Below are 20,217 nucleotides of genomic sequence, written 5' to 3' on the forward strand. Positions count from 1 at the left end.
GCCTTCTCGCCAATCTGACTACCCGCCTTTCTCGAAAAAGTGCCGCGTGTCCGACATTTCCGAACTACAGTCCATTGTTATCGGGCGGTTATGGAGGCAGTGTTGCTGGAACGTTCCCACGACGACACCATCACGCAGGACCTGTTATCCGTCGTCACCAGGGAACTCGGTTACCGTGAGAAGCCCGGCCAGCACACCAAGTTCGGTGCCTGGTACGCGGATCTCACGAAAGACCCGCAGTACAAGAACGCCCCCTGGTGCGACATGTTCATCGCCTGGGCGGCGGATCAGGCGGGTGTCACCGACTATGTCGGCGAGTTCGCCTGGACCCCCTCCCACGCACGCTGGTTCGAACAGCACCAGGCCTGGACCGACCAGCCGGAACCCGGCGCCTTAGTCTTCTTCGACTGGTCGGGCGGCGGCAGCATCAAAGGCATCGACCACGTCGGAATAGTCGAAAAGGTCGAAAACGGAAAAATCCACACAATCGAGGCGAATGTCGATCGGGTCTGGCTGAAACGCAAGGTCCGCGACGAATCCAAGGTCGTCGGCTACGGCCTCCCCAGGAAAGTCCGCGACGCTGTCACCGGCACCCCCGTCTCGGTCGACCTCCGCCCCGACGCGGTCACCGCCGTCGCCAACCCCACCCCCGGCCTGGACCCCACCGCCACCATCGCCACCGCCGTCCTGGCCGTGGCCCTCGCCGCCTCCGTGGTGGCCACCGGCGTACACGTCCGCCGCTTCGCCCTCTCCACCGGCCGCCACCGCCGCAAACGCGCCACCCCAAGCCCGGCGACCCCGGCCGGCGAGAAGTAGGCCCGGCAGTAGCCGAATAGCAGGAGCCCGAACCGGGCGTGAGGGCGCCGCAGGCCGGGTTCGGCTGATCCCCCACCTGCCGCGCGGCCGGCTGGTCAGGCGCTGGAGCCGGGGAGGCCGCTGACGGGGGCGGGGCCGCGCTCGACCCAGGCGGCGGTCTTGGGATGGGCGAGGATCCAGTCGGCGATCTGGTCCTTGCGGGCCCACCACACGCCGTCCCGTTCGCGCAGCCGGGTGAGCACGCGGTCGAGGACCCGGACCCGGGAGGCGTGCCCGGACAGGCGGTCGTGCAGGGCGATGACCATCATCCGGCGCCTGTGCGCGCCCTCTTCGTAGAGCTGGTCGAACTCGTCGATGAGCTGTTGTTCGTAGGCGGCCGGGTCGTAGGCGGCGAAGTCGTAGCTGACGATGTCGTTCAGGTGCACCGTGTAGGGGACGGTGGCGAATGGCTTGCCGTTGATGGTCTGCAGGAAGGGCTCGTCGGCCGACAGGTCGTCGATGTGGTAGCGGAATCCGAGTTCCTGCAGGATCTTCAGGGTGTTGACGCCGGGGCGGATCCAGTAGTTGGTGTAGCCGGTGGGCCGGGTGCCGGTGGCTTCCTCGATGGCCTGGATGTTGCCTTCGATCCACGCTCGCTCTTCGGGGCGGGACAGGTGGTACTGGCGCTGCCAGCTGAGCCCGTGCGCGCCGGCCTCGTGTCCGCGGCGCACGACCTCGGCGGCCAGGCCGGGATGGCGGCGGACCGCGTCGCCGACCATGTAGGCGCTCACCTTGATGCCATGCTTGTCGAAGAGGTCCAGCAGGCGAGGTATTCCCTCGCGGGCGCCGTACTCATAGAAGCTGTTCTGCCCGAGGTCGGGGAAACCGGGCAGGATCGGCTCGCTGATCGGCCCCGGGGCGCCGCTGATCGGCTGTCCTCCCGCCTCGAACTGCACAGTGATCGAGAAGGCCAGCCGCGCGCCGCCGGGCCAGAAGAGGTTGTCTGTGGTCATGGTGCCATCCCCGTGTCGCCGCTGGGTCTGTCGTACCCGCGCTCCGCCCAGGCCATCCGGCCGACCAGGTCTCCGACTCGCCTGGCGGCCACCGCTGTGATCGCGGTGGCCGGAATCGGGTTCAGCCGTCAGCGGCCCATCCGTGGGTCCGCATGAGAACGGCGGCCACCTTCGCGAACCGCTCCCGGTCCAGGATCGCGCCCTCGCGCCGGATGCCGTCCTCGCTCAGCTCGAATATGCGGTCCAGCCGCAGGAACGACGGCCGCACTTCGCGATCCCACGTCCCCGCCCCGAGGGCGAGCCACTCATCCCCGCCGCCGCCCTTGCTGGACAACATCATCCCCAGCAGCAGCCGCCCATGCCGCCCCACCACCAGCAACGGCCGATCCTTACCGCGCCGAGCATCCTCCTCGTAAGGTACCCAGGCCCAGACGATCTCCCCTGGATCCGCCATCCCATCCAGGTCCGGCGAATACTCCAACGCGGCCACCCGATCCACCCGATGGACCTCACGAACCGCCCCCCGACCCGGCCGGGGATCCTCACCTAGATCACGCACAACCACACCATACCCACCCGAATCACTGGCTCCCGCTCATATCGGAACCAACGCCGAGATCTCTCGGGCCCCCACATCAAGGAACCAATGCCGACATCTCTCGGCTCGCGCATCAAGGGACCAACGCCGAGATCTTCTTGGGCACGCACATCCGCCACGCCTCGATCACCAGCTCGCGGGTCTCCTCCTCGTCCAGCGCCCCCAACCAGGCCCGAACCCAGTGATACCGCTCATCCGACGGCACAGGCATGAAGAACTTCTCCGGCTCCGCCTCAACCAGCGCCGCCCGCTCCTCTTTCGGAAACCCGAACCCCATCGACGCCTCATCCGGCGAAATCGCCAGATACACGATCCGCCCCACCCGGAACTTCACCCGATCCCTGATCAGATGCTCCGTGGTCCGCGGCAACGCCAGCGCGACCGCCCGAATCAAGTCAACAGTCACCATGCCCCGGATCGTAGACACCACCACCGACAAATCCGCGACCTGTGCGCCCGACTGCGTTCCGGTGGCCGTATCTGATGCGGGCATAGGATCGCGCGCAGCGGTGGATGAGGGGTAGGACTGCGTGATCGTGTGGAACGGGCAACAACGCGAGCCGATCACCTGGGACATGTTCCTTGAGATCGACCCCGGATATCCGCCGAGATCTTGAGATCGTGGACGGATTCGTCGTTCCGCGCGAGCAGCGGAGTCGTGAGCATCAGAAGGTGGCGACCCGGCTGTCGTTGGCATTGGAGCGAGCGGCGGTGGCGGAGATGCGGCGGTCCCGCCGAGGCGATTGCTACGAGACCAACACCGAAGTGGACGTTCTGCTCTGGGAGGTGCCCCCGACCTGCTCTGGGAGGTGCCCCCGACCTGCTCTGGGAGGTGCCCCCGACCTGCTCTGGGAGGTGCCCCCGACCGCGCGTAAGCCGGACGTGGTTCTCCATCGCTGCCTGGAGGAGTTCGGGCAGCTGGCGGCCGACCCCGTAATGATCGTCGCCGAGGTGCTTTCCACCTGGTCAGGGCGTCGCGATCGTGCGCACAAGATGAGTGACTATGCCGATGGCGGTATTCCGCATTACTGGATTGTGAGCTTCGACAAGGTCGGGGCGGTATCGATTGAGAGGTATGTGCTGGCGGGACGGAACAGCCCGTACACACATATCGGCACTACCCATCGCGACATGGGCCCCATGGCTGTGAATGTCACCGCGCCCTTCCCCATCGAAGTGTTGTGGGCGGATCTGGCGGTCGCGCCGCAGGTCTGAGTGGAGCGTTCGCGGTCAGGAGACGCGGATCCAGTGGGGGTCGTCGTAGAGGACTACGTCGGTGCCCTGGAGGAGGCGGTCGGGGGCGGACAGGAGGGCCAGTTCGCCCATGGACTGGAGGTGGAGGAGGAGGTCGCGGACGCGGGGGCCGACGGGGAGGCGGCCCGGGGGGAGGGAGAGGTGGGAGCGGACCTTGTCGGCGAGTTCGGAGAGGCGGAACGGGCGGTGGGGGAGGAGAAGGCGGATCAGGGGGAGAGTGATTGTTCGTTCGGCTTCGGCGTGGGCCAGTTCCCAGACGAGCTGGGGGCCCCGGCGGCCGGTGGCGGCGCAGGCGGTGCACGGGCGGTTGTAGCCGGGGACGGGTTCGTGGCGGGCGGAGCCGAAGCAGGTGGTGCAGCGGTTGAGCTCCATGGCGTGGAGTTCGGCGGCGGTCTGGTCGGGCAGCGGCAGGTCGCATGAGCAGGTGAAGGTGCGGGCCGCCGGGGAGTCCGGGTCAGGATGCCACTGGACTAGTATCTGATGGTTCATCATCGCTTCGCACTTTAGCCGCCGCCAGGCGGGCGGACGCGGTCAGTCGTGAGACCGCGAAACCAACGCCTGCCGTTCGGGGAATGCGTCCGCGGTGCGCCACGAAACCGCGGTCTCTCATCCGGCGGAGGTGCGCCCGCGCCACGAAGCACGGCCTGTCGTCCGGCGGAGGTGCGCCCGCGCCACGAAACACGGCCTGTCGTCCGGCGGAGGCGCGTCTGTGGTCTGTGGCGACACGCCTGGTTCTGGCCATGCCCCCCATCACCGGCGCGCGGTCCTTGTGACACCATCTTTGGTATGCGTAAATCGGGGTGGTTGGCAGCGGGATTGGCGGCGGCGGGGGCCGCTTGGGCGATGCGGGACATTCCTGCCGCGCTGGGCGCGAAGCCCGCCGGCAAGCGGGCCGAGCGGATGCGCCGTTCGCCCCAGTTCGACGGTGACGCCTTCCGCAACACGGAACCGACCACGGTGCCGCCCGCCGGTGAGAGCAAACCCATCATGCGCGACCTCATCGAAGGCCGCGAACAGCGCAAACCACACGGCCAGATTCCCCTGGTGACCCCCTCGGTCAAGCCTTTGAGCAGCCTCGACGTCATCTGGTACGGCCACGCCTCCACCCTGCTCGAAATCGAGGGCCGCCGGGTCCTGTTCGACCCGATGTGGAGCGACCGCTGCTCCCCGGCGGCCCACCTCGGCCCGCGCCGCCTGCACCAGCCCCCGGCCCCGCTGGACACCCTCCCCCAGGTCGACGCGATCGTGATCTCCCACGACCACTACGACCACCTCGACATGCCCACCGTCCGCGCCCTGGTCGGCCTCCAGTCCGCCCCCTTCCTGGTTCCCCTCGGCGTCGGCGCACACCTGGAGAAATGGGGCGTCCCCGCGTCCCGGATCGTCGAGCTCGACTGGAACGAGTCGACCACCGTCGCGGGCCTGCGCCTCACCGTCACCGAGGCCCGGCACTTTTCCGGCCGCTCGTTCCGCCGCAACGGCACCCTCTGGGGCTCCTGGGTGGTGGCCGGCGCGACCCGCCGCGTCTTCTACACCGGCGACTCCGGCTACTTCCCCGGCTACGCCGAGATCGGCGAGAGACACGGCCCCTTCGACCTGTCCCTCATCCAGATCGGCGCGTACAGCCCCAGCTGGCCGGACATCCACATGACCCCGGAAGAGGCCGTCGCCGCCCATCTCGACCTGCGGGCCCAACTTCTGATCCCCGTCCACTGGTGCACGTTCGTCCTGGCCTTCCACGCTTGGGGCGAGCCGGTCGACCGCCTCTGGCGCGAGGCCAAGGCCCGTGGAGTACGGCTGGCCGTCCCCAAACCAGGGGAGCGCGTCGCGGTCGATCAGCCGCCGCTGGTGGACGGCTGGTGGCAATCGATCTCCTAGAACCCCAGTACGATTGCCGGGCACATGACGTCTGGCTGGGGGAGAGCGCGTGGCAGAGAAGGTCATCCTGATTGATGATCTCGATCAGTCCGAAGGCGAAGATGTGGTTCGGCGGGAGTTCCAGCTCCTGCAGCGCACGTTCGCGATCGATCTGTCGGAGGCGAACAGTGCGCGGCTGGCCGAGGCGGTCAGCCTGATCGAGCTGGCGCTGGAGCGGGGCCGCGAGGTCAAGCAGGCGACCAGGGCGCGGAAGGCGGCCGAGCCGCAGCGGCTGCAGGGGTTCACCAACAGCGACGTCCGGACCTGGGCCAGGGAGCAGGGCATCGAGGTGCCCGCCCGGGGCGCGGCGCCGGATGAGGTGATCGACAAGTTCCTGGCGGCGCAACCGGCGCCCGTGGAACCCTGAGCCGTGCGGATCGATCTGCACAGCCACAGCACCGCCTCGGACGGGACAGAACGTCCCGCCGAGGTGGTTCGCCGGGCCGGGGAGGCCGGGCTCGACGTCCTGGCCCTCACCGACCACGACGGCGTCGCCGGGCACGGGGAGGCGATCGAGGCGCTCCCGGACGGGCTGACCCTCGTTCCCGGCATGGAGCTGTCGTGCCGCCGGGACGGGATGAGCATCCACATGCTCGCGTACCTCTTCGATCCTGGGCACGCCGAATTGGCCGCCGAGCTTGAGCTGATTCGCGCCGCCCGGGACGATCGGGCCGCCGCGATGGTGAACCGGATCGTGGAGCTGGGCGCGCCGATCACTCTGGACATGGTGACGGCCATCGCCGCCGGCGGTGTGATCGGCCGCCCGCACATCGCCCGCGCGCTGCTGGCGGTGGGGGCCGTCGCGACCGTGGCGGAGGCGTTCACCCCCGACTGGATCGGCTCCGGCGGGCGCGCCCACGTCAGCCGCTACGCGCTGGATCCGGTCCGCGCGGTCCGGCTCACGCTCGCGGCCGGGGGAGCGGCGGTCCTCGCCCACCCCCGCTCCGCCAAACGCGGCCGGACCGTCCCCGCCGAGTGGATCGCCGAACTGGCCGACGCCGGCCTGGCCGGGATCGAGATCGACCACCGCGACCACACCCCAGAGGCCCGCGCCGAACTCCGCGCCCTCGCCACCGACCTGGACCTGATCATCACCGGCTCCAGCGACGACCACGGCGACCTGACCGGCCACCGCCTCGGCTGCGAGACAACCACCCCAGACCAGTACGAACGCCTCATCGCCAGCGCCACCGCGCGCACCCCGATCACCGCCGCCCTCCGCGAGCCCAACTGAGCGGCCCCGCGACTACAACTCCTAACGGAAAAGGTGAGTCGCTGGGTCGATCGCCGTTATCCGGCGCCGTTCACGCAAGTGATGCTTCTCACCGCACCGGCGCCAGGAAGGCGCGGCCCATGCTGTTAGTGGTCCTCGGAGCAGCCAGAAGAGCGAATCCCATCTCGCAGAGCATGAAGCCGCGAGCCTCACCTCGCACATCAGACCAGGGAAAGCGCGACCCAGGGGTCCGCTGGGAGTCACCCGTGGAACGCGAAGCCGCGAACTTCCTCGCACATCAGACGAGGGGAAGCGCGATCCAGGTGCTCGCTGCGAGCCATCCCGTGGAGCGCGAAGCCGTGTGCCTCCCCGCTCGTCAGATCAGGGAGAGGGTGAATTCTGTGGTCAGGTCGTGCCAGAGGCGGGGTTTGCGGAGCATTGCGTGGCCCTCGCCGGGGATGTCGATCAGGCGGACCTCGGTGGCGACTTCGGCGGCGTGGCGGGCGTAGGTGTGGGTGGCGGCGGGGGAGGTGATGCGGTCGGCGGTGCCGTGGATGAGGAGGATTCTCCGGGCGGCCAGTTGGGTGACGGGTTCGCCTTCGGGGACCCAGGGGGCCAGGGCGGCCACGCCGACGACGTTCGGGTGGCCGGCGACGCGCAGGGCGGTGCGGGCGCCCATGGAGTGGCCGACCAGGATGACGGGGACGTCGTGCTCGTGCCGGAGCCGGGTGAGGACCTGGTCGACGTCGGCGACGGGGGAGGCCTCGGAGCCGTTCCAGCCGCGCACGCGGTAGCGGACGCGCCAGACGGCCAGGCCGTGATCGGCGCCGGCCCGGGTGAGCGCCCAGGCGAACGGGAGCATCCGGAGCACCGCCAGTTGCCGCGCCGTGGTCGGGGTCCGCCCGACCTCCTGGCCGCCGTGCAGGACCATGGCGACCGCCTTCACCGCGCCACGGGCGGGGGCGACCTCGACGACGGGCTCACGCATCGCGGCCACCCCGGCGCGGCAGCCGCAGGGTGAGCAGCCGGGCGCGCGGAGCCACCCGCGCCGCCAGGCTGAACAGCGCCTCGGTCCGGGACCGGTCGGCGTCCAGATGCGTGAACAGGTTGACCCCCAGGTAGAAGGTGATCGCCGCGTACGCCAGGTCGCGCGGCGGCAGCAGTTTGGCGAGAGCGGAACCGCCGATGACGCGGTCCAGGGTCGTCTCGACGAAGTCGATCCACGGCTCGGAGCGTTTGACGATCTCCTCGCGCAGTTCGGGGCGGGCGATGCTCGCGCCGACCAGCTCGGAGAACATGGTGATGTGGCCCTCCGCGATGTCGGTGCGGTAGATCTGGGTGGCCACCTCCACCAGTTCCTCCAGGTTCCGGGCCGAGGCTACCGCCTCCCGGTAGGTGGTCATGCGCTGTTCTGAGGCGCGGTCCAGGGCGGCCAGCAGCAGCGGGTCGACCCCGCCGAAATGGTAGAAGACCAGGGCCGAGTTGACTCCGGCGGCGCGGGCGATGGTCCGGGCGCTGGTGCCCGCGTAGCCCTCCGCGAGCAGCGATTCGCCCGCCGCCCTGATCAGCCGATCCCGGGTCTCGGCCCCCGACTGCTGCTTCCCGACCAACGCGCGCCTCCACTTGACACGAACCCGTCCTCTCATCATACGGTTTAATCAGTTGATTAAATCACTTGGAGGATGAATGGGCTCCGCGCGCCGGATGCCGGCGGCCGTCCTGGCCGGACTGTTCGCCGCCTACCTGCTGTACGTGACGCTGCACGCCGGCGGTGTGGAGCAGACCGCGCTGTTCTACATCGGCATCCCGGGCCTCATCGCGGTCACCGTCGCCCTCACCGCCCGCCCGCGCACCGCCACCGGCCTGATCATGGTCACCATCACCATCGGTCTCGCCGTGGCCGGGCCGCTGCTGCGCGAGGGCATCGTCTGCCTGCTCATGGCCGCGCCGCTGTTCTACCTGGTCGGGCTGTTCATCGGGCTCTGCGTGGACTACGTCCACCGGCGTGGCACGTACCTGCTGGTGGGGCCGTTGATCCTGATGGTCGCGCTGGAGGGCGCCGCCGGGTCGGTGCCACGGGAGAACGAGGTCACCGTCAGCGTTCCTGCGCGGGGCGACGTCGAACTCGCGCTGGCGGAGGAGCCACGGTTCGGCCCTGTGCGGTCCCGTTTCCTGGCGCTGGGCTTTCCGAAGCCACTGAGCGCGGCCGGGACCGGGCTGGAGGTCGGCGACAGCCGGGTGGTCACGTTCACGCCACGGCGGTCGCTGGGGATCGGGGCGCCGCTCGAATCGCGTTCGATGACGTTACGGGTGATTCGCCGGGGGCCCGGCATGGTCGCCTTCGGCGTGGTCTCGGACACGACGCTGGCCCGCTGGATGGAGCTGCGGGAGGCCGAGTTCCGGTGGACGCCGGCGCGGCTGGAGGTGACCATCCGGTATCGCCGTACCTTCGATCCGAGCTGGTATTTCGGGCCGTTGCAGCGGCATGCGGTGGCGGCGGCCGCCACCTATCTGGCCGGGACGTTCACGTCGTGATCGCGGTCCTGACGTTCGCGCCGATCGTCGTCTGCTGGCTCACGCTGCTGGTGGTACGGCCTGCGGGGAGCGGCATCGCGGCCGTCATCCTCGCTACGGTCTGGAATCTGGTGGCGCTCAGCGTGGTCAACGTCGTCGCGGTGGAGGTCGGCTGGTGGTCCTTTCCGGGGGAGGAACTGCCGGTGGGGTTGCTTCTCGGGTGGGCGGTCCTTTGGGGTGCCATACCCGCGCATATCGGCCGGGATCATCCGCCGCCGCTGGTGGTCGGGGTCCTCGCGTGGATCGATCTCGCGTTCATGCCCCAGGCCGGGCCGGTCGTCGTGGTCCACGCCACCTGGCTGTACGGGGAGGCGGTGGCCATCGCGGTCGCGCTGATCCCGGGGCTGCTGCTGGCGCGCTGGACGGCGGCAGGGACCAGACTCGGGGTCCGGGTCTCCGCCCAGGTCGTGCTGGCGGGGGCGGTCATGCTCGGGCTGCCGCTCGCGGTCACCGGGGCCTGGGACCAGCCCGCGTGGGTGCTCTGCCTGCTGGCGCAGGTGCTCGCCGTGCCGTGCCTGCTCGGCGTGGCCGCCGTCCGAGAGTTCGCCGTCGCCGGATCCGGGACGCCGCTGCCCTTCGACCCGCCGGAACGGCTGGTGACCAGCGGGCCGTACGCGTATGTCCGCAATCCGATGCAGGTGTCGATGGTGGCGAGCTATCTCGTCCTCGCTCTGGTGGACGTGCGGTTCCTGGCCGGAGCGGTCACCGCGTTCTGCTATGGCGCGGGGCTCGCCGCCTGGCATGAGGGCGGGCAGTTGCGGGCCAGGTTCGGGCGGGGGCATGACGCGGTGCGGGCTTGGGCGCCGTCGCTCCGGCCATATCCCGGGATGCCTTCGGCGGTCGTCTATCTGGCCGAGAGCTGCGGGGAGTGCTCGGCGCTGGCGCGGTGGCTGGCCGGGCGGCGGCCGGTGGCGTTGCGGGTGGCCGCCGCCGAGGGGTATCCGGGGGAGCTGCGGCGGATGCGGTACGAGCGGGAGGACGGGGTGGCCGCGGACGGGGTGGCCGCGTTCGCGAACGCCGTACAACATGTGCATCTGGGGTGGGCGCTGGCGGGCTGGTTTCTGCTGCTGCCGGGGGTGCGGTGGTTCGCGCAGCTGGCCGCGGACGCGTTCGGCGGCGGGCCGCGTGACCTTCCGGTCAGGGGAGGGTGAGGATGCGGGGGCCGTCGTCGGTGATGGCGACGGTGTGCTCGATGTGGACCGCGCGGGTGCCGTCGGAGCTGCGCAGGGCCCAGCCGTCGCCCGCCGTGTGGTAGCGGTCGGAGCCGCCGGACAGGAACATCGGCTCAAGGGCCAGGGTGAGACCGGGACGCAGCACCAGGCCCCTGCCCGGACGGCCCTCGTTGCGCACGAACGGGGGCTCGTGCATGTGGCGGCCGATGCCGTGGCCGCCGAAACCGTCCGGGATGCCGTAGCCGGCGGCCCGGCCGACCTTCCCGATGGCGTGCTCGATGTCGCCGAGACGGTTGCCGGGGACGGCCACCTTGAGCGCGGCCTCCATCGCCTCCGAGGCCACGTCGATCAGGCGCTGGTCGCCACCCGAGCCGACCACCGTGCTGAACGCGGCGTCGCCCGCCCAGCCGTCCAGGTACGCGCCGAAGTCGATGGTCAGCAGGTCGCCGTCGCGGACCCGGTAGCGGTCCGGGATGCCGTGCACGATCACGTCGTTGACCGAGGCGCAGATCACGGCCGGGAAAGGCGTCGGCGCGAAGTCCGGCTTGTAGTGCAGGAACGCCGACGTGGCCTTGCTCTCCGCCAGGATCGTGACGGCGATCTCGTTCAACTCGGTCAGCCGCACCCCCGGCGCGACCGCCGCCTTCATCGCGGCCAGCGCCCGCCCGACCACCCGGCCCGCCGCCCGCATGGCGTCCAGCTCGCCGCTCGTCTTGATCTCGACCATGACTCCTCCAACCGGCATCCCAATAGTTATACCGGTATTGTTATCACAGTTGCTAGGATGCTCGGCATGGTGCGACCTTCACTCTCCGAGCTGGACCATGAACGCGGCCACCGCCTCGGCCACCTCCTCCGCCAGGCCAGAGGGGACCGCAGCATGCCCGAGGTGGCCGCCGCCGCGGGACTCTCCCCGGAGACCCTCCGCAAGATCGAGACCGGCCGCATCCCCACGCCCGCCTTCTTCACCATCGCCGCACTGGGCGCGACCCTGGGCATCTCCCTGGACGTCCTCGCCCAAGCCTGCGCGGACCAGCACGCCGCCTGAGCGGAGCCTCAGACGGCGGGCACGGCGAAGGGCGGCGGGGTCCCCGGGGGAGAAGCCCGCGAGGTTAAGGGCTCAGACGGCGATGGGCCCCCGGGAGAGGCCCGCGCCGGCGAAGAGCTAAGACGGCCGGGTGCGGCAATCAGCGGTTTCGTTTGCCTGGGTCGTTGAGGCCCGCGCGGCGCAGGGCCTCCGCCATCGAGCCGCCGCCGGAGCCGCCCGGACCACCGGAGCCACCGGAACCGGCGTCGCGTCCGCCCCGGTTCTGGCGGGGCTGGCCGCCCTGCTGTTTTCCGCCCGGTTTGCCCTGGCGGGTCTCGCCACGCGGGGACGGCACGGACTTCGCCGCCTCGTCCTCCAGGCGCAGCGTCAGCGAGATCCGCTTACGCGGAATGTCCACATCGAGCACCTTCACCCGGACGATGTCACCGGGCTTGACCACATCGCGGGGATCCTTCACGAAATTCGACGACATAGCCGACACGTGGACCAGGCCGTCCTGGTGCACGCCGACGTCAACGAACGCCCCGAAAGCCGCCACATTCGTGACCACACCCTCCAGGATGAGGCCCGGCTTGAGGTCGCCGATCTTGTCGATGCCGTCCTTGAAGGTGGCCGTCTTGAAGGCGGGCCGAGGGTCGCGGCCGGGCTTCTCCAGCTCCTTCAGGATGTCGGTCACCGTCGGCAGGCCGAAGGTGTCGTCGACGAAGTCGGCCGGGTTGAGCTTGCGCACCTGGGCGCTGTCCCCGATCAGGGACTTGAGGTCGCCCCCCGCCAGCATCCGCCGCACGACCGGATACGCCTCCGGGTGCACGCTGGACGCGTCGAGCGGATCGTCCCCGCCGGGAATGCGCAGGAAGCCCGCGCACTGCTCGAACGCCTTCGGCCCCAGCCGGGCCACGTCCTTCAACGCCCGCCGCGACCGGAAAGGCCCGTTCGCGTCCCGATGCAGCACGATGTTCTCGGCCAGCCCGGACCCGATCCCGGACACCCGGGTCAGCAACGGCGCGGAGGCCGTGTTCACGTCCACGCCGACCGCGTTCACGCAGTCCTCCACCACCGCGTCCAGCGACCGCGACAGCTTCAGCTCGGACAGGTCGTGCTGGTACTGCCCGACCCCGATGGACTTGGGGTCGATCTTGACCAGCTCGGCCAGCGGATCCTGCAGCCGCCGCGCGATCGACACCGCGCCGCGCAGCGACACGTCCAGCTCGGGCAGCTCCTGCGAGGCGTACGACGAAGCGGAGTACACCGACGCCCCCGCCTCCGACACCACGATCTTCGTCAGCCCCGGCATCAGCTTCAGCAGGTCACCGGCGAGCTTGTCGGTCTCCCGGGACGCGGTCCCGTTGCCGATCGAGATCAGCTCGACATTGTGCTTCTTCGCCAGCGCCCCGAGCACGGCGATCGCCTGGTCCCACTGCCGCCGCGGCTCGTGCGGGTAGATCGTCGCGGTCTCGACCACCTTGCCGGTGGCGTCGACCACGGCCACCTTGACCCCCGTACGCAGCCCCGGGTCGAGCCCCATCGTCGGCCGGGTCCCCGCCGGGGCGGCCAGCAGCAGGTCCCGCAGGTTGGCCGCGAACACCCGCACGGCCTCCTCCTCGGCCGCCTGCCACAGCCGGGTCCGCAGGTCGATGCCCAGGTGCACGAGCACCCGGGTCCGCCACGCCCACCGCACCGTGTCCAGCAGCCAGCGGTCCGCGGCCCGGCCCCGGTCGCCGATCCCGAACCGCCGCGCGATCCGCTGCTCGAACGTGCTCGGCCCCTCCTGCGGCTCCTCCGGCTCCAGGGTCAGCGAGAGGATCTCCTCCTTCTCGCCCCGGAACATGGCCAGGATCCGGTGCGAAGGCAGCCGGGTGAACGGCTCGCCGAACGCGAAGTAGTCGGAGAACTTGGCCCCCGCCTCCTGTTTGCCCTCCTTGACCTGGGCCAGCAGCCGCCCGCGCGACCACATGCTCTCGCGCAGCTCGCCGATCAGGTCGGCGTCCTCGCCGAACCGCTCGATCAGGATCGCGCGGGCCCCCTCCAGGGCCGCCGCCGCGTCGGCCACGGCCTCCCCGACGTAGGCGGCCGCGGTGGCCGCCGGGTCCAGGGTCATGTCGCTCATCAGCTGGTCGGCCAGCGGCTCCAGCCCGGCCTCCCTGGCGATCTGCGCCTTGGTCCGCCGCTTCGGCTTGTACGGCAGGTAGATGTCCTCCAGCCGCGCCTTCGAGTCGGCCGCCATGAGCTGCGCCTCAAGCGCGTCGTCCAGCTTGCCCTGCGACCGGATCGACTCCAGGATCGCGCTCCGCCGCTCCTCCAGCTCGCGCAGATACCGCAGCCGCTCCTCCAGCGTCCGCAGCTGCGCGTCGTCCAGCATCTCGGTCGCTTCCTTGCGATACCGGGCGATGAACGGCACGGTGGCCCCGCCGTCGAGCAGGTCCACGGCCGCGGCGACCTGCCGCTCGCGCACGTTGAGCTCGTCGGCGATCCGCTGGTTGATCGAAGTCGTCACCCGCCTATTCTGCCCGACCCCGGCCGCCCCCGCCCCCCGTGGCGGCCGATTCCGCACGTGAAGAGGCCCGCCGGAGAGGGGGGATTCCCCGGCGGGCCTTGGGTCGGGCGAGCGGGACTCGCCCTGGTCCGGTTAGGCCAGGCCGTTCTTCATGGCCGTGATGAGCTCACCGCCGGTGGTGTCGCCGGTGAGTTCCCAGAAGAACGCGCCGCCGAGCCCCTGGTCCTTGGAGTACGTCATCTTGCCGCCGATGGTGGCCGGCGTGTCGTAGCTCCACCAGTTGCTGCCGCACTTCGCGTACGCCGTGCCGGCGATCGTCCCGGTGGCCGGGCAGGTGTTCTTGAGCACCTTGTAGTCCTCGTTGCCCTGCTCGTAGGTGCCGGACGCCGGGCCTGTGGCCGTACCGCCGGGTGTGGCCTGGGTGACGCCGGTCCAGCCGCGGCCGTAGAAGCCGATGCCGAGGAGCAGCTTGCTGGACGGGATGCCCTTGCTCTTCAGCTTCTGGATCGCCGCGTCCGAGTAGAAGCCCGCCTGCGGGATGCCCGTGTAGGACGTCAGCGGCGAGTGCGGCGCGGTCGGTCCGGTCGGGGCGAAGGCGCCGAAGTAGTCGTAGGTCATGACGTTGTACCAGTCGAGGTACTGGGCGGCGCCGCCGTAGTCGGCCGCGTCGATCTTGCCGCCGTTCGTGCCGTCGGCGGTGATCGCGGCGGTGACCAGGTTGCCGGCGCCGAACCGGTTGCGCAGCGCCTGCATCAGGTTCTTGAAGGAGGCGAAACCGCTGGCGTCACAGCTGAGGCCACAGGTGTTCGGGTACTCCCAGTCGATGTCGATGCCGTCGAAGACGTCGGCCCAGCGCGGGTCCTCCACCAGGTTGTAGCAGGAGTTCGCGAACGCGGTCGGGTTGGCCGCGGCCTGGCCGAAGCCGCCGGACCAGGTCCAGCCGCCGAACGAGAACAGGATCTTGATGTTCGGGAACTGCTGCTTCAGCTTGCGCAGCTGGTTGAAGCTGCCGCGCAGCGGCTGGTCCCAGGTGTCGGCGACGCCGTCCACGCTCTCCCCGGCCGTGTAGGCCTTCTCGTAGTCGGCGTAGGAGTCGCCGATGGTGCACTGGCCGTTCTGCACGTTGCCGAAGGCGTAGTTGATGTGCGTCAGCTTCGCCGCGGAGCCGCTGGTGACGATGTTCTTGACGTGGTAGCCGCGCTGGTAGACGCCCCACTGCACGAAGTAGCCGAGCAGCTTCTTGCCGCCGCCCCCGCCGCCGCCGGTCGTCGTCGTCGCGGACACCGAGTTGCTCAGGCCCGACTGGTTGTTGGCCGCGTCGCGGGCCCGCACCTGGTAGGTGTAGGTGGTGCTGGCGGCCCTGCCGGTGTCGGTGAACGTCGTGCCGGTGACCGTGGTGACGAGCGTGCCGCCCCGGTAGATCAGGTAGCCGGTGACGCCGACGTTGTCGGTGGAGGGGTTCCAGGACAGCGAGACGCTGTTGCTGGTCACGCCGGTGCTCACCAGGTTGCCCGGCACCGATGGCGCGGTCGTGTCGCCGCCTCCGCCGCCGGTGGTGGTCCCGACCACCGAGTTGCTCAGGCCGGACTGGTTGTTGGCCGCGTCCCTGGCCCGGACCGTGTAGGTGTAGGCGGTGCTCGCCGAACGCCCGGTGTCGGTGTACGCCAGACCGGTGACCGTGGTCACCAGCGTGCCGTTCCGGTACACCAGGTAGCCGGTCACGCCGACGTTGTCCGTCGAGGCGTTCCAGGCGAGCGCGACGCTGTTGTTCGTCACGCCGGTCGTGCGCAGGTTGCCCGGCACGGAGGGCGCGGTCGTGTCGCCGCCGCCGGAACCGCCGGTCACCGCGACCGCCGCCACGATGGCGTAGTTGGCGCCGCCGTTCATGTTGAACTGCACGTTCAGCTGGCCGTCGCTCACCGTCGTGTTGTACGTCCGGTCGCAGGCGGTCAGCGCCCCGCAGGAGGCGAACACGTCGAAGGCGGTGGCCACCACCGTGTTCTCGACCCGGATGTCGAACTTGCGCTGCCCGGCGGCGTTGGCCCAGTCCTCGACCATCTTCACGGTGACCGCGTACGTGCCGTTGGCGACGTCGAACTTGTAGCCGCCCCAGCCGTTGAACAGCTGGTAGTTCTGGTAGAGGGCGTCGTCGGTGGTGCCCCCGATGGCGCTGCCGGTCGAGCCGGCGCCGTACGAGGTCTCGTAGCCCCACGTGCCGCTGGTGTAGCCCTTGTCGGCGAGCCAGGCGTTGCCGCCGCCGTCGGTGAAGGCCGGGCCGTTCGCGTTGGCCCGCAGCGGCACGCTCACCGCGCCGTACGCGGCGTTCTGGGAGAGGAGAAGAGGAAGAAGCAGTGCCCCCACTGCCAGTAACAGGGTGTGAACGGTCCTGAGTCTCATAATCTGTGCTGCTCCACGTCCATGGGGGGATCGGATGTCGCGGGACGCGTGTGCGCGGCCGACCGGGCTCGGGCGGGCACTCGGGGGGAATCGCTCAGCGGGCAGGCTTCTGGGCAGGCGGCGATCGCGGCATGACGCATGGTTCCTAGCTGCGGGTTCCAAGGGAACTATTAGGAAGCTTTCCTTTTAATTGGAGCGAACGTAACCCGCGGGCCGTTTCGTCGTCAATAACCAGCCTGGAGCGAGCGCCAGATGGGCTCGGGCAGCACCCGGGCGGCCTCGGCCAGATCGATGCCCGGCGCCCCCGACAGCCAGCGCCTGGTCACCTCCGACAGCGGCCCGATCAGCAGCATCTCCAGCAGCGGAACCGGCAGGTCGGCCACGGTCCCGGCGGCGATGTGCGGGCGCAGCCAGGCCACCAGGCGGTCCAGCTGCGGCGCCTTGCGCTCGGCGATGGCGGCCGCGTGCCCGGCCGTGTTCGGCGCGGCGTGGATGAAACATGCGCGGGCCGTTCTCTAGGGCAAGTCTCTAAAATCAGGCATCAGCCGCAGGTCCGCCTCGATCCGGTGCGCCGTCTCGGTCAGCTCCGGCAGCAGCGCGGCGAGGGTCTCCGCCGCCGTCCCCCTGGCGGCGTGCGTGGCCACGTTGACCGCCGCCACCACCCGCCCGGCGCAGTCCCGGACCGGCACGGCGAGAGAGCGCAGCCCCTCCTCCAGCTCCTCGTCCACGAACGCGTACCCACCCTCCGCCACCTCGTCCAGCACCGCGTCCAGATCGATCCGAGTCCGCCGGGTGAGCGGGCGCGGAGGCGTCCTGGCCAGCGCCCCGGCCCGCCGCTCGGGGCCGAGGCCGGCGAGCAGCACCCGCCCCATCGAGGTCGCGTACGCCGGCAGCCGGCTCCCCACCGTGATGTCCACACTCATGATCCGATAAGCCGAAACCCGGGCGATATATCGGATTTCGGTGCCGTCCAGCACGGCCATCGACACCGACTCCCGCACCCGCTCCATCAACCCGGCCAGATGCGGGTGGACGACCTCCCCGAACCCCATCGACGACAGCCGCGCGTACCCCAGCTCCAGCACCCGGGGGAGCGCCGCGAACCGCCGCCCGGCCTGCGCCACGTAGCCGAGCCCGGCCAGGGTCAGCAGCGACCGCCGCGCCGTGGCCCGCGCCAGCCCCGTGGCCTCGGCCGCCTCCGCCAGCGTCAGCCCGCCGCGCTCGTCGCCCAGCCGCGCCAGCACCGCGAGCCCGCGCGCCAGCGACTGCAGGAACTCCGCCCCGGCCTCCTCCTTCACCCCGCGTGCCGGGTCGACCCCGGCCGCGCCCGGCCGCCGCGCGCCGCGCGCCTCGGCGGCCAGCACCGGGACCGCCGCGCGCAGCCGGGGCAGCACGCGCCCGGCCAGCGAGCCGATCGTGTGCCTGCTGGTGTGGCTGACCACGCTCACCGCGCAGACCACCCGGCCGGAGGCGTCCCGCACCGGCACCGCGACCGCGATCAGCCCTGGTTCGATGAGCTGGTCGTCCTCGGCCCAGCCGCGTGCGCTCCCGGCGGCCCTGCGGCGGAAGTCCGGCTCGGCCTCCGGGGTCCGGGGCACCGCGGTCCCGCCCTCGGCCGACCGCCAGCGGTCCCAGTCCCCGTCGGTCCAGCCCGCCGCGAACAGCGCCCCCGGGGCGCAGCGTTCGGCCGGGAGCAGGTCGCCGATCCGGAACGCCGGCGACATCGTCCTGCGGCGGGTGATCTGGGTGACGAAACGCACCCCGTCCCCGTCCGGCACGGCCACCGACACCGACTCGTCGAACTCGCCGGCCAGGCGTTCCGCCAGCGGGCCGAGCGCGTCGGGGAGGCCGCTGCCCGCCAGGTACGCGTTCCCGAGTTCGAGCAGCGGCGGCGCGAGCCGTACCGACCGATCGGCTTCGCGGACGTAGCCGAGGCGGACCAGCGTGGCCAGCACCCGGTCCACGGTGGAGCGGGCCAGCCCGGTCTCGCGGGTCAGTTCGCTGGCCCGGGAGACCTCCGTCCCGGACATGGCGCGCAGGACGGCGAGACCGCGCTCCAGCGGCCCCACCGTCGCGTCCCGTGTCATTGACATCCGTCCTGTCCCAGGGGCAGACTCTGTCGGCAATCGATTTTGAACATTAGTTCATCAGGCGAACAACGCCTAGCTGATTCGAGGGGCCAATGGCGGAGATCCTGAGCCTGCGGGAGGCGGTGGCGAGCCTGGTCCGGCCCGGGGACACCGTGGCCATGGAGGGGTTCACCCATCTGATCCCGTTCGCCGCCGCGCACGAGGTGATCCGGCAGGGCGTCACCGACCTGACGCTGGTCCGGATGACCCCGGACGTCATCTACGACCAGCTGATCGGCATGGGCGCGGCCCGCAAGCTGGTCTTCTCCTGGGGCGGCAACCCGGGCGTCGGCTCGCTACACCGTTTCCGCGACGCGGTCGAGAACGGCTGGCCGCGCCCGCTCGAATTGGACGAGCACAGCCACGCCGGGATGGCCAACCGCTACGTGGCGGGGGCGTCCCGGCTGCCGTTCGCGGTGCTGCGCGGCTACCGCGGCAGCGACCTGGCGACCAGGTCGCCGACCATCTCGACCGTGCGGTGCCCGTTCACCGGCGAGGAGCTGGCGGCCGTGGCCGCGGTCAACCCCGACGTGACCGTGATCCACGCGCAGCGGGCCGACCGGGACGGGAACGTGCAGCTGTGGGGGCTGGTCGGGATCCAGAAGGAGGCCGCGCTGGCCGCCGAGCGGGTGCTGGTGACCGTGGAGGAGATCGTGGACGCGCTCGATCCGCGGCCGGGCGCGGTGGTGCTGCCGTCCTGGTCGGTGCACGCGGTGGCGGTCGCGCCGAACGGCGCGCACCCGTCGTACACGGCGGGCTACACGGTCCGCGACAACGACTTCTACCAAGCCTGGGATCCCATCTCCAGGGATCGGGACACCTTCCTGGCCTGGATGCGCGCGCATGTGCTGGAGGCGGCGTGAGCTGGACGCCGGATGAGCTGATGACCGTCAACGCCGCCCGCGCGCTGGCCGGGGCGCGCACCTGCTTCGTCGGCATCGGCCTGCCCAGCGCCGCCGCCAACCTGGCCCGCAGGACGGTACGGCCCGGCCTGGTGCTGATCTACGAGTCGGGCACGCTCGGCTCCAAGCCGTCCCGGCTGCCGCTGTCGATCGGCGACGGCGAGCTGGCCGACACCGCCGACGCGGTCGTCTCGGTGCCGGAGATCTTCAACTACTGGCTGCAGGCCGGGCGTATCGACGTCGGCTTCCTCGGCGCCGCCCAGGTCGACCGGTACGCCAACATCAACACCACCGTGATCGACCGCGGCCCCGGCCGTCCCGAGGGGCGGCTGCCCGGCGCAGGGGGAGCGCCCGAGATCGCGGCCGGCTGCGGGAAAGTCCTGATGGTGGTGCGGCACTCGCGGCGGAACCTGGTGGAGCGACTCGACTTCGTCACCACCGTCGGGCACGGCTCCGGGCCGGGCGACCGGGCCAGGCTCGGCCTGCCGGGCGCGGGCCCGGTCGCGGTCATCACCGACCTGGGCGTGCTCCGGCCCGACCCGGAGACGGCCGAGCTGGTGCTGACCGAACTGCATCCGGGGGTGTCGGCGGAGCAGGCGGCCGAGGCCACCGGCTGGAAACTCCGCACCGCCCCCGACGTCGGCGAGACCGAGCCGCCGACCGCGGAAGAACTCGCCGCACTCCGTGAACTATCCGACCGAGGAGCGTGAC

21 protein-coding genes are annotated in these 20,217 nt (G+C 70.6%); 10 read left to right on the top strand and 11 right to left on the bottom strand.

Annotation, left to right across the window (positions count from 1 at the left end):
- The first annotated feature begins 90 nt into the window (after positions 1–90).
- On the top strand, positions 91–816 hold the full coding sequence (locus Acor_RS29575) for a CHAP domain-containing protein (protein WP_176607595.1): 726 nt from the start codon (positions 91–93) through the stop codon (positions 814–816).
- Positions 817–911: 95 nt separating this feature from the next.
- Here Acor_RS29575 and Acor_RS29580 read toward each other — a convergent pair whose 3' ends face one another.
- From Acor_RS29580 to Acor_RS29590, 3 genes are all read right to left on the bottom strand, one after another.
- A complete protein-coding gene (locus tag Acor_RS29580; RefSeq protein WP_155340042.1) occupies positions 912–1,808 on the bottom strand; it encodes a polysaccharide deacetylase family protein in 897 nt (298 codons plus the stop codon).
- A 121-nt stretch (positions 1,809–1,929) separates the two neighbouring features.
- Positions 1,930–2,367: a type II toxin-antitoxin system PemK/MazF family toxin gene (locus Acor_RS29585; protein ID WP_155340043.1), complete on the bottom strand. Its 438-nt coding sequence runs from the start codon at positions 2,365–2,367 to the stop codon at positions 1,930–1,932.
- A 112-nt stretch (positions 2,368–2,479) separates the two neighbouring features.
- Complete coding sequence (locus Acor_RS29590; RefSeq protein ID WP_246239308.1) at positions 2,480–2,983, bottom strand: MmcQ/YjbR family DNA-binding protein; 504 nt, start codon at positions 2,981–2,983, stop codon at positions 2,480–2,482.
- Positions 2,984–3,027: 44 nt separating this feature from the next.
- Here Acor_RS29590 and Acor_RS29595 point away from each other — a divergent pair, with 44 nt between their 5' ends.
- Positions 3,028–3,621: a Uma2 family endonuclease gene (locus tag Acor_RS29595; RefSeq protein ID WP_170317129.1), complete on the top strand. Its 594-nt coding sequence runs from the start codon at positions 3,028–3,030 to the stop codon at positions 3,619–3,621.
- A 15-nt stretch (positions 3,622–3,636) separates the two neighbouring features.
- On the opposite strand, the gene Acor_RS29600 is transcribed toward Acor_RS29595, so the two are convergent.
- Complete coding sequence (locus Acor_RS29600) at positions 3,637–4,152, bottom strand: hypothetical protein (protein ID WP_155340045.1); 516 nt, start codon at positions 4,150–4,152, stop codon at positions 3,637–3,639.
- A 351-nt stretch (positions 4,153–4,503) separates the two neighbouring features.
- On the opposite strand from Acor_RS29600, the gene Acor_RS29605 reads away from it, so the two are divergent.
- From Acor_RS29605 to Acor_RS29615, 3 genes are read left to right on the top strand one after another with little or no spacing between them, the layout of a single operon-like run.
- A complete protein-coding gene (locus Acor_RS29605; protein WP_246239310.1) occupies positions 4,504–5,538 on the top strand; it encodes an MBL fold metallo-hydrolase in 1,035 nt (344 codons plus the stop codon).
- Positions 5,539–5,587: 49 nt separating this feature from the next.
- Positions 5,588–5,944 (top strand): Lsr2 dimerization domain-containing protein, encoded by a 357-nt coding sequence (locus Acor_RS29610; RefSeq protein ID WP_155340047.1) that lies wholly within the window; start codon positions 5,588–5,590, stop codon positions 5,942–5,944.
- Positions 5,945–5,947: 3 nt separating this feature from the next.
- Positions 5,948–6,811, top strand: coding sequence for a PHP domain-containing protein (locus Acor_RS29615; protein ID WP_155340048.1), 864 nt, complete (start codon positions 5,948–5,950; stop codon positions 6,809–6,811).
- A 355-nt stretch (positions 6,812–7,166) separates the two neighbouring features.
- Here the strand turns inward: Acor_RS29615 and Acor_RS29620 are convergent, their stop codons facing one another.
- Positions 7,167–7,778 (bottom strand): alpha/beta hydrolase, encoded by a 612-nt coding sequence (locus tag Acor_RS29620; protein WP_155340049.1) that lies wholly within the window; start codon positions 7,776–7,778, stop codon positions 7,167–7,169.
- A complete protein-coding gene (locus Acor_RS29625; RefSeq protein ID WP_155340077.1) occupies positions 7,771–8,436 on the bottom strand; it encodes a TetR/AcrR family transcriptional regulator in 666 nt (221 codons plus the stop codon). The genes Acor_RS29620 and Acor_RS29625 overlap by 8 nt, the downstream gene beginning before the upstream one ends.
- Positions 8,437–8,476: 40 nt before the next feature.
- On the opposite strand from Acor_RS29625, the gene Acor_RS44780 reads away from it, so the two are divergent.
- Entirely contained in the window at positions 8,477–9,325 is an 849-nt protein-coding gene (locus tag Acor_RS44780) for a hypothetical protein (RefSeq protein ID WP_155340050.1), read from the top strand.
- Positions 9,322–10,515: a phosphatidylethanolamine N-methyltransferase family protein gene (locus tag Acor_RS44785; protein ID WP_246239312.1), complete on the top strand. Its 1,194-nt coding sequence runs from the start codon at positions 9,322–9,324 to the stop codon at positions 10,513–10,515. The genes Acor_RS44780 and Acor_RS44785 overlap by 4 nt, the downstream gene beginning before the upstream one ends.
- On the opposite strand, the gene map is transcribed toward Acor_RS44785, so the two are convergent.
- A complete protein-coding gene (gene map / locus Acor_RS29640; RefSeq protein ID WP_155340051.1) occupies positions 10,502–11,263 on the bottom strand; it encodes a type I methionyl aminopeptidase in 762 nt (253 codons plus the stop codon). The two genes, Acor_RS44785 and map, sit on opposite strands and share 14 nt — an antisense overlap.
- Before the next feature lie 66 nt (positions 11,264–11,329).
- Between map and Acor_RS29645 the strand changes: the two genes are divergently transcribed.
- Positions 11,330–11,584 (top strand): helix-turn-helix domain-containing protein, encoded by a 255-nt coding sequence (locus Acor_RS29645; RefSeq protein ID WP_155340052.1) that lies wholly within the window; start codon positions 11,330–11,332, stop codon positions 11,582–11,584.
- A 139-nt stretch (positions 11,585–11,723) separates the two neighbouring features.
- On the opposite strand, the gene Acor_RS29650 is transcribed toward Acor_RS29645, so the two are convergent.
- The 4 genes from Acor_RS29650 to Acor_RS45945 form a co-directional block, all read right to left on the bottom strand.
- Positions 11,724–14,078 (bottom strand): Tex family protein, encoded by a 2,355-nt coding sequence (locus tag Acor_RS29650; protein WP_155340053.1) that lies wholly within the window; start codon positions 14,076–14,078, stop codon positions 11,724–11,726.
- A 132-nt stretch (positions 14,079–14,210) separates the two neighbouring features.
- Positions 14,211–16,475, bottom strand: a complete 2,265-nt coding sequence (locus tag Acor_RS29655; RefSeq protein WP_155340054.1) for a glycosyl hydrolase family 18 protein — start codon at positions 16,473–16,475, stop codon at positions 14,211–14,213.
- A gap of 224 nt (positions 16,476–16,699) precedes the next feature.
- The gene (locus tag Acor_RS29660) at positions 16,700–16,894 is read right to left on the bottom strand and encodes a hypothetical protein (protein WP_155340055.1); all 195 of its coding nucleotides are present in this window, start codon (positions 16,892–16,894) and stop codon (positions 16,700–16,702) included.
- Between the two features lie 96 nt (positions 16,895–16,990).
- The gene (locus tag Acor_RS45945) at positions 16,991–18,562 is read right to left on the bottom strand and encodes an IclR family transcriptional regulator domain-containing protein (RefSeq protein WP_218034555.1); all 1,572 of its coding nucleotides are present in this window, start codon (positions 18,560–18,562) and stop codon (positions 16,991–16,993) included.
- Positions 18,563–18,657: 95 nt separating this feature from the next.
- Here Acor_RS45945 and Acor_RS29670 point away from each other — a divergent pair, with 95 nt between their 5' ends.
- The gene (locus tag Acor_RS29670) at positions 18,658–19,467 is read left to right on the top strand and encodes a CoA transferase subunit A (RefSeq protein WP_155340057.1); all 810 of its coding nucleotides are present in this window, start codon (positions 18,658–18,660) and stop codon (positions 19,465–19,467) included.
- Between the two features lie 20 nt (positions 19,468–19,487).
- Positions 19,488–20,216, top strand: a complete 729-nt coding sequence (locus Acor_RS29675; protein WP_155340080.1) for a CoA-transferase subunit beta — start codon at positions 19,488–19,490, stop codon at positions 20,214–20,216.
- The last annotated feature ends 1 nt before the right edge of the window (position 20,217 follow it).

Source organism: Acrocarpospora corrugata (assembly GCF_009687845.1).
Classification (GTDB): Bacteria; Actinomycetota; Actinomycetes; order Streptosporangiales; family Streptosporangiaceae; genus Acrocarpospora; species Acrocarpospora corrugata.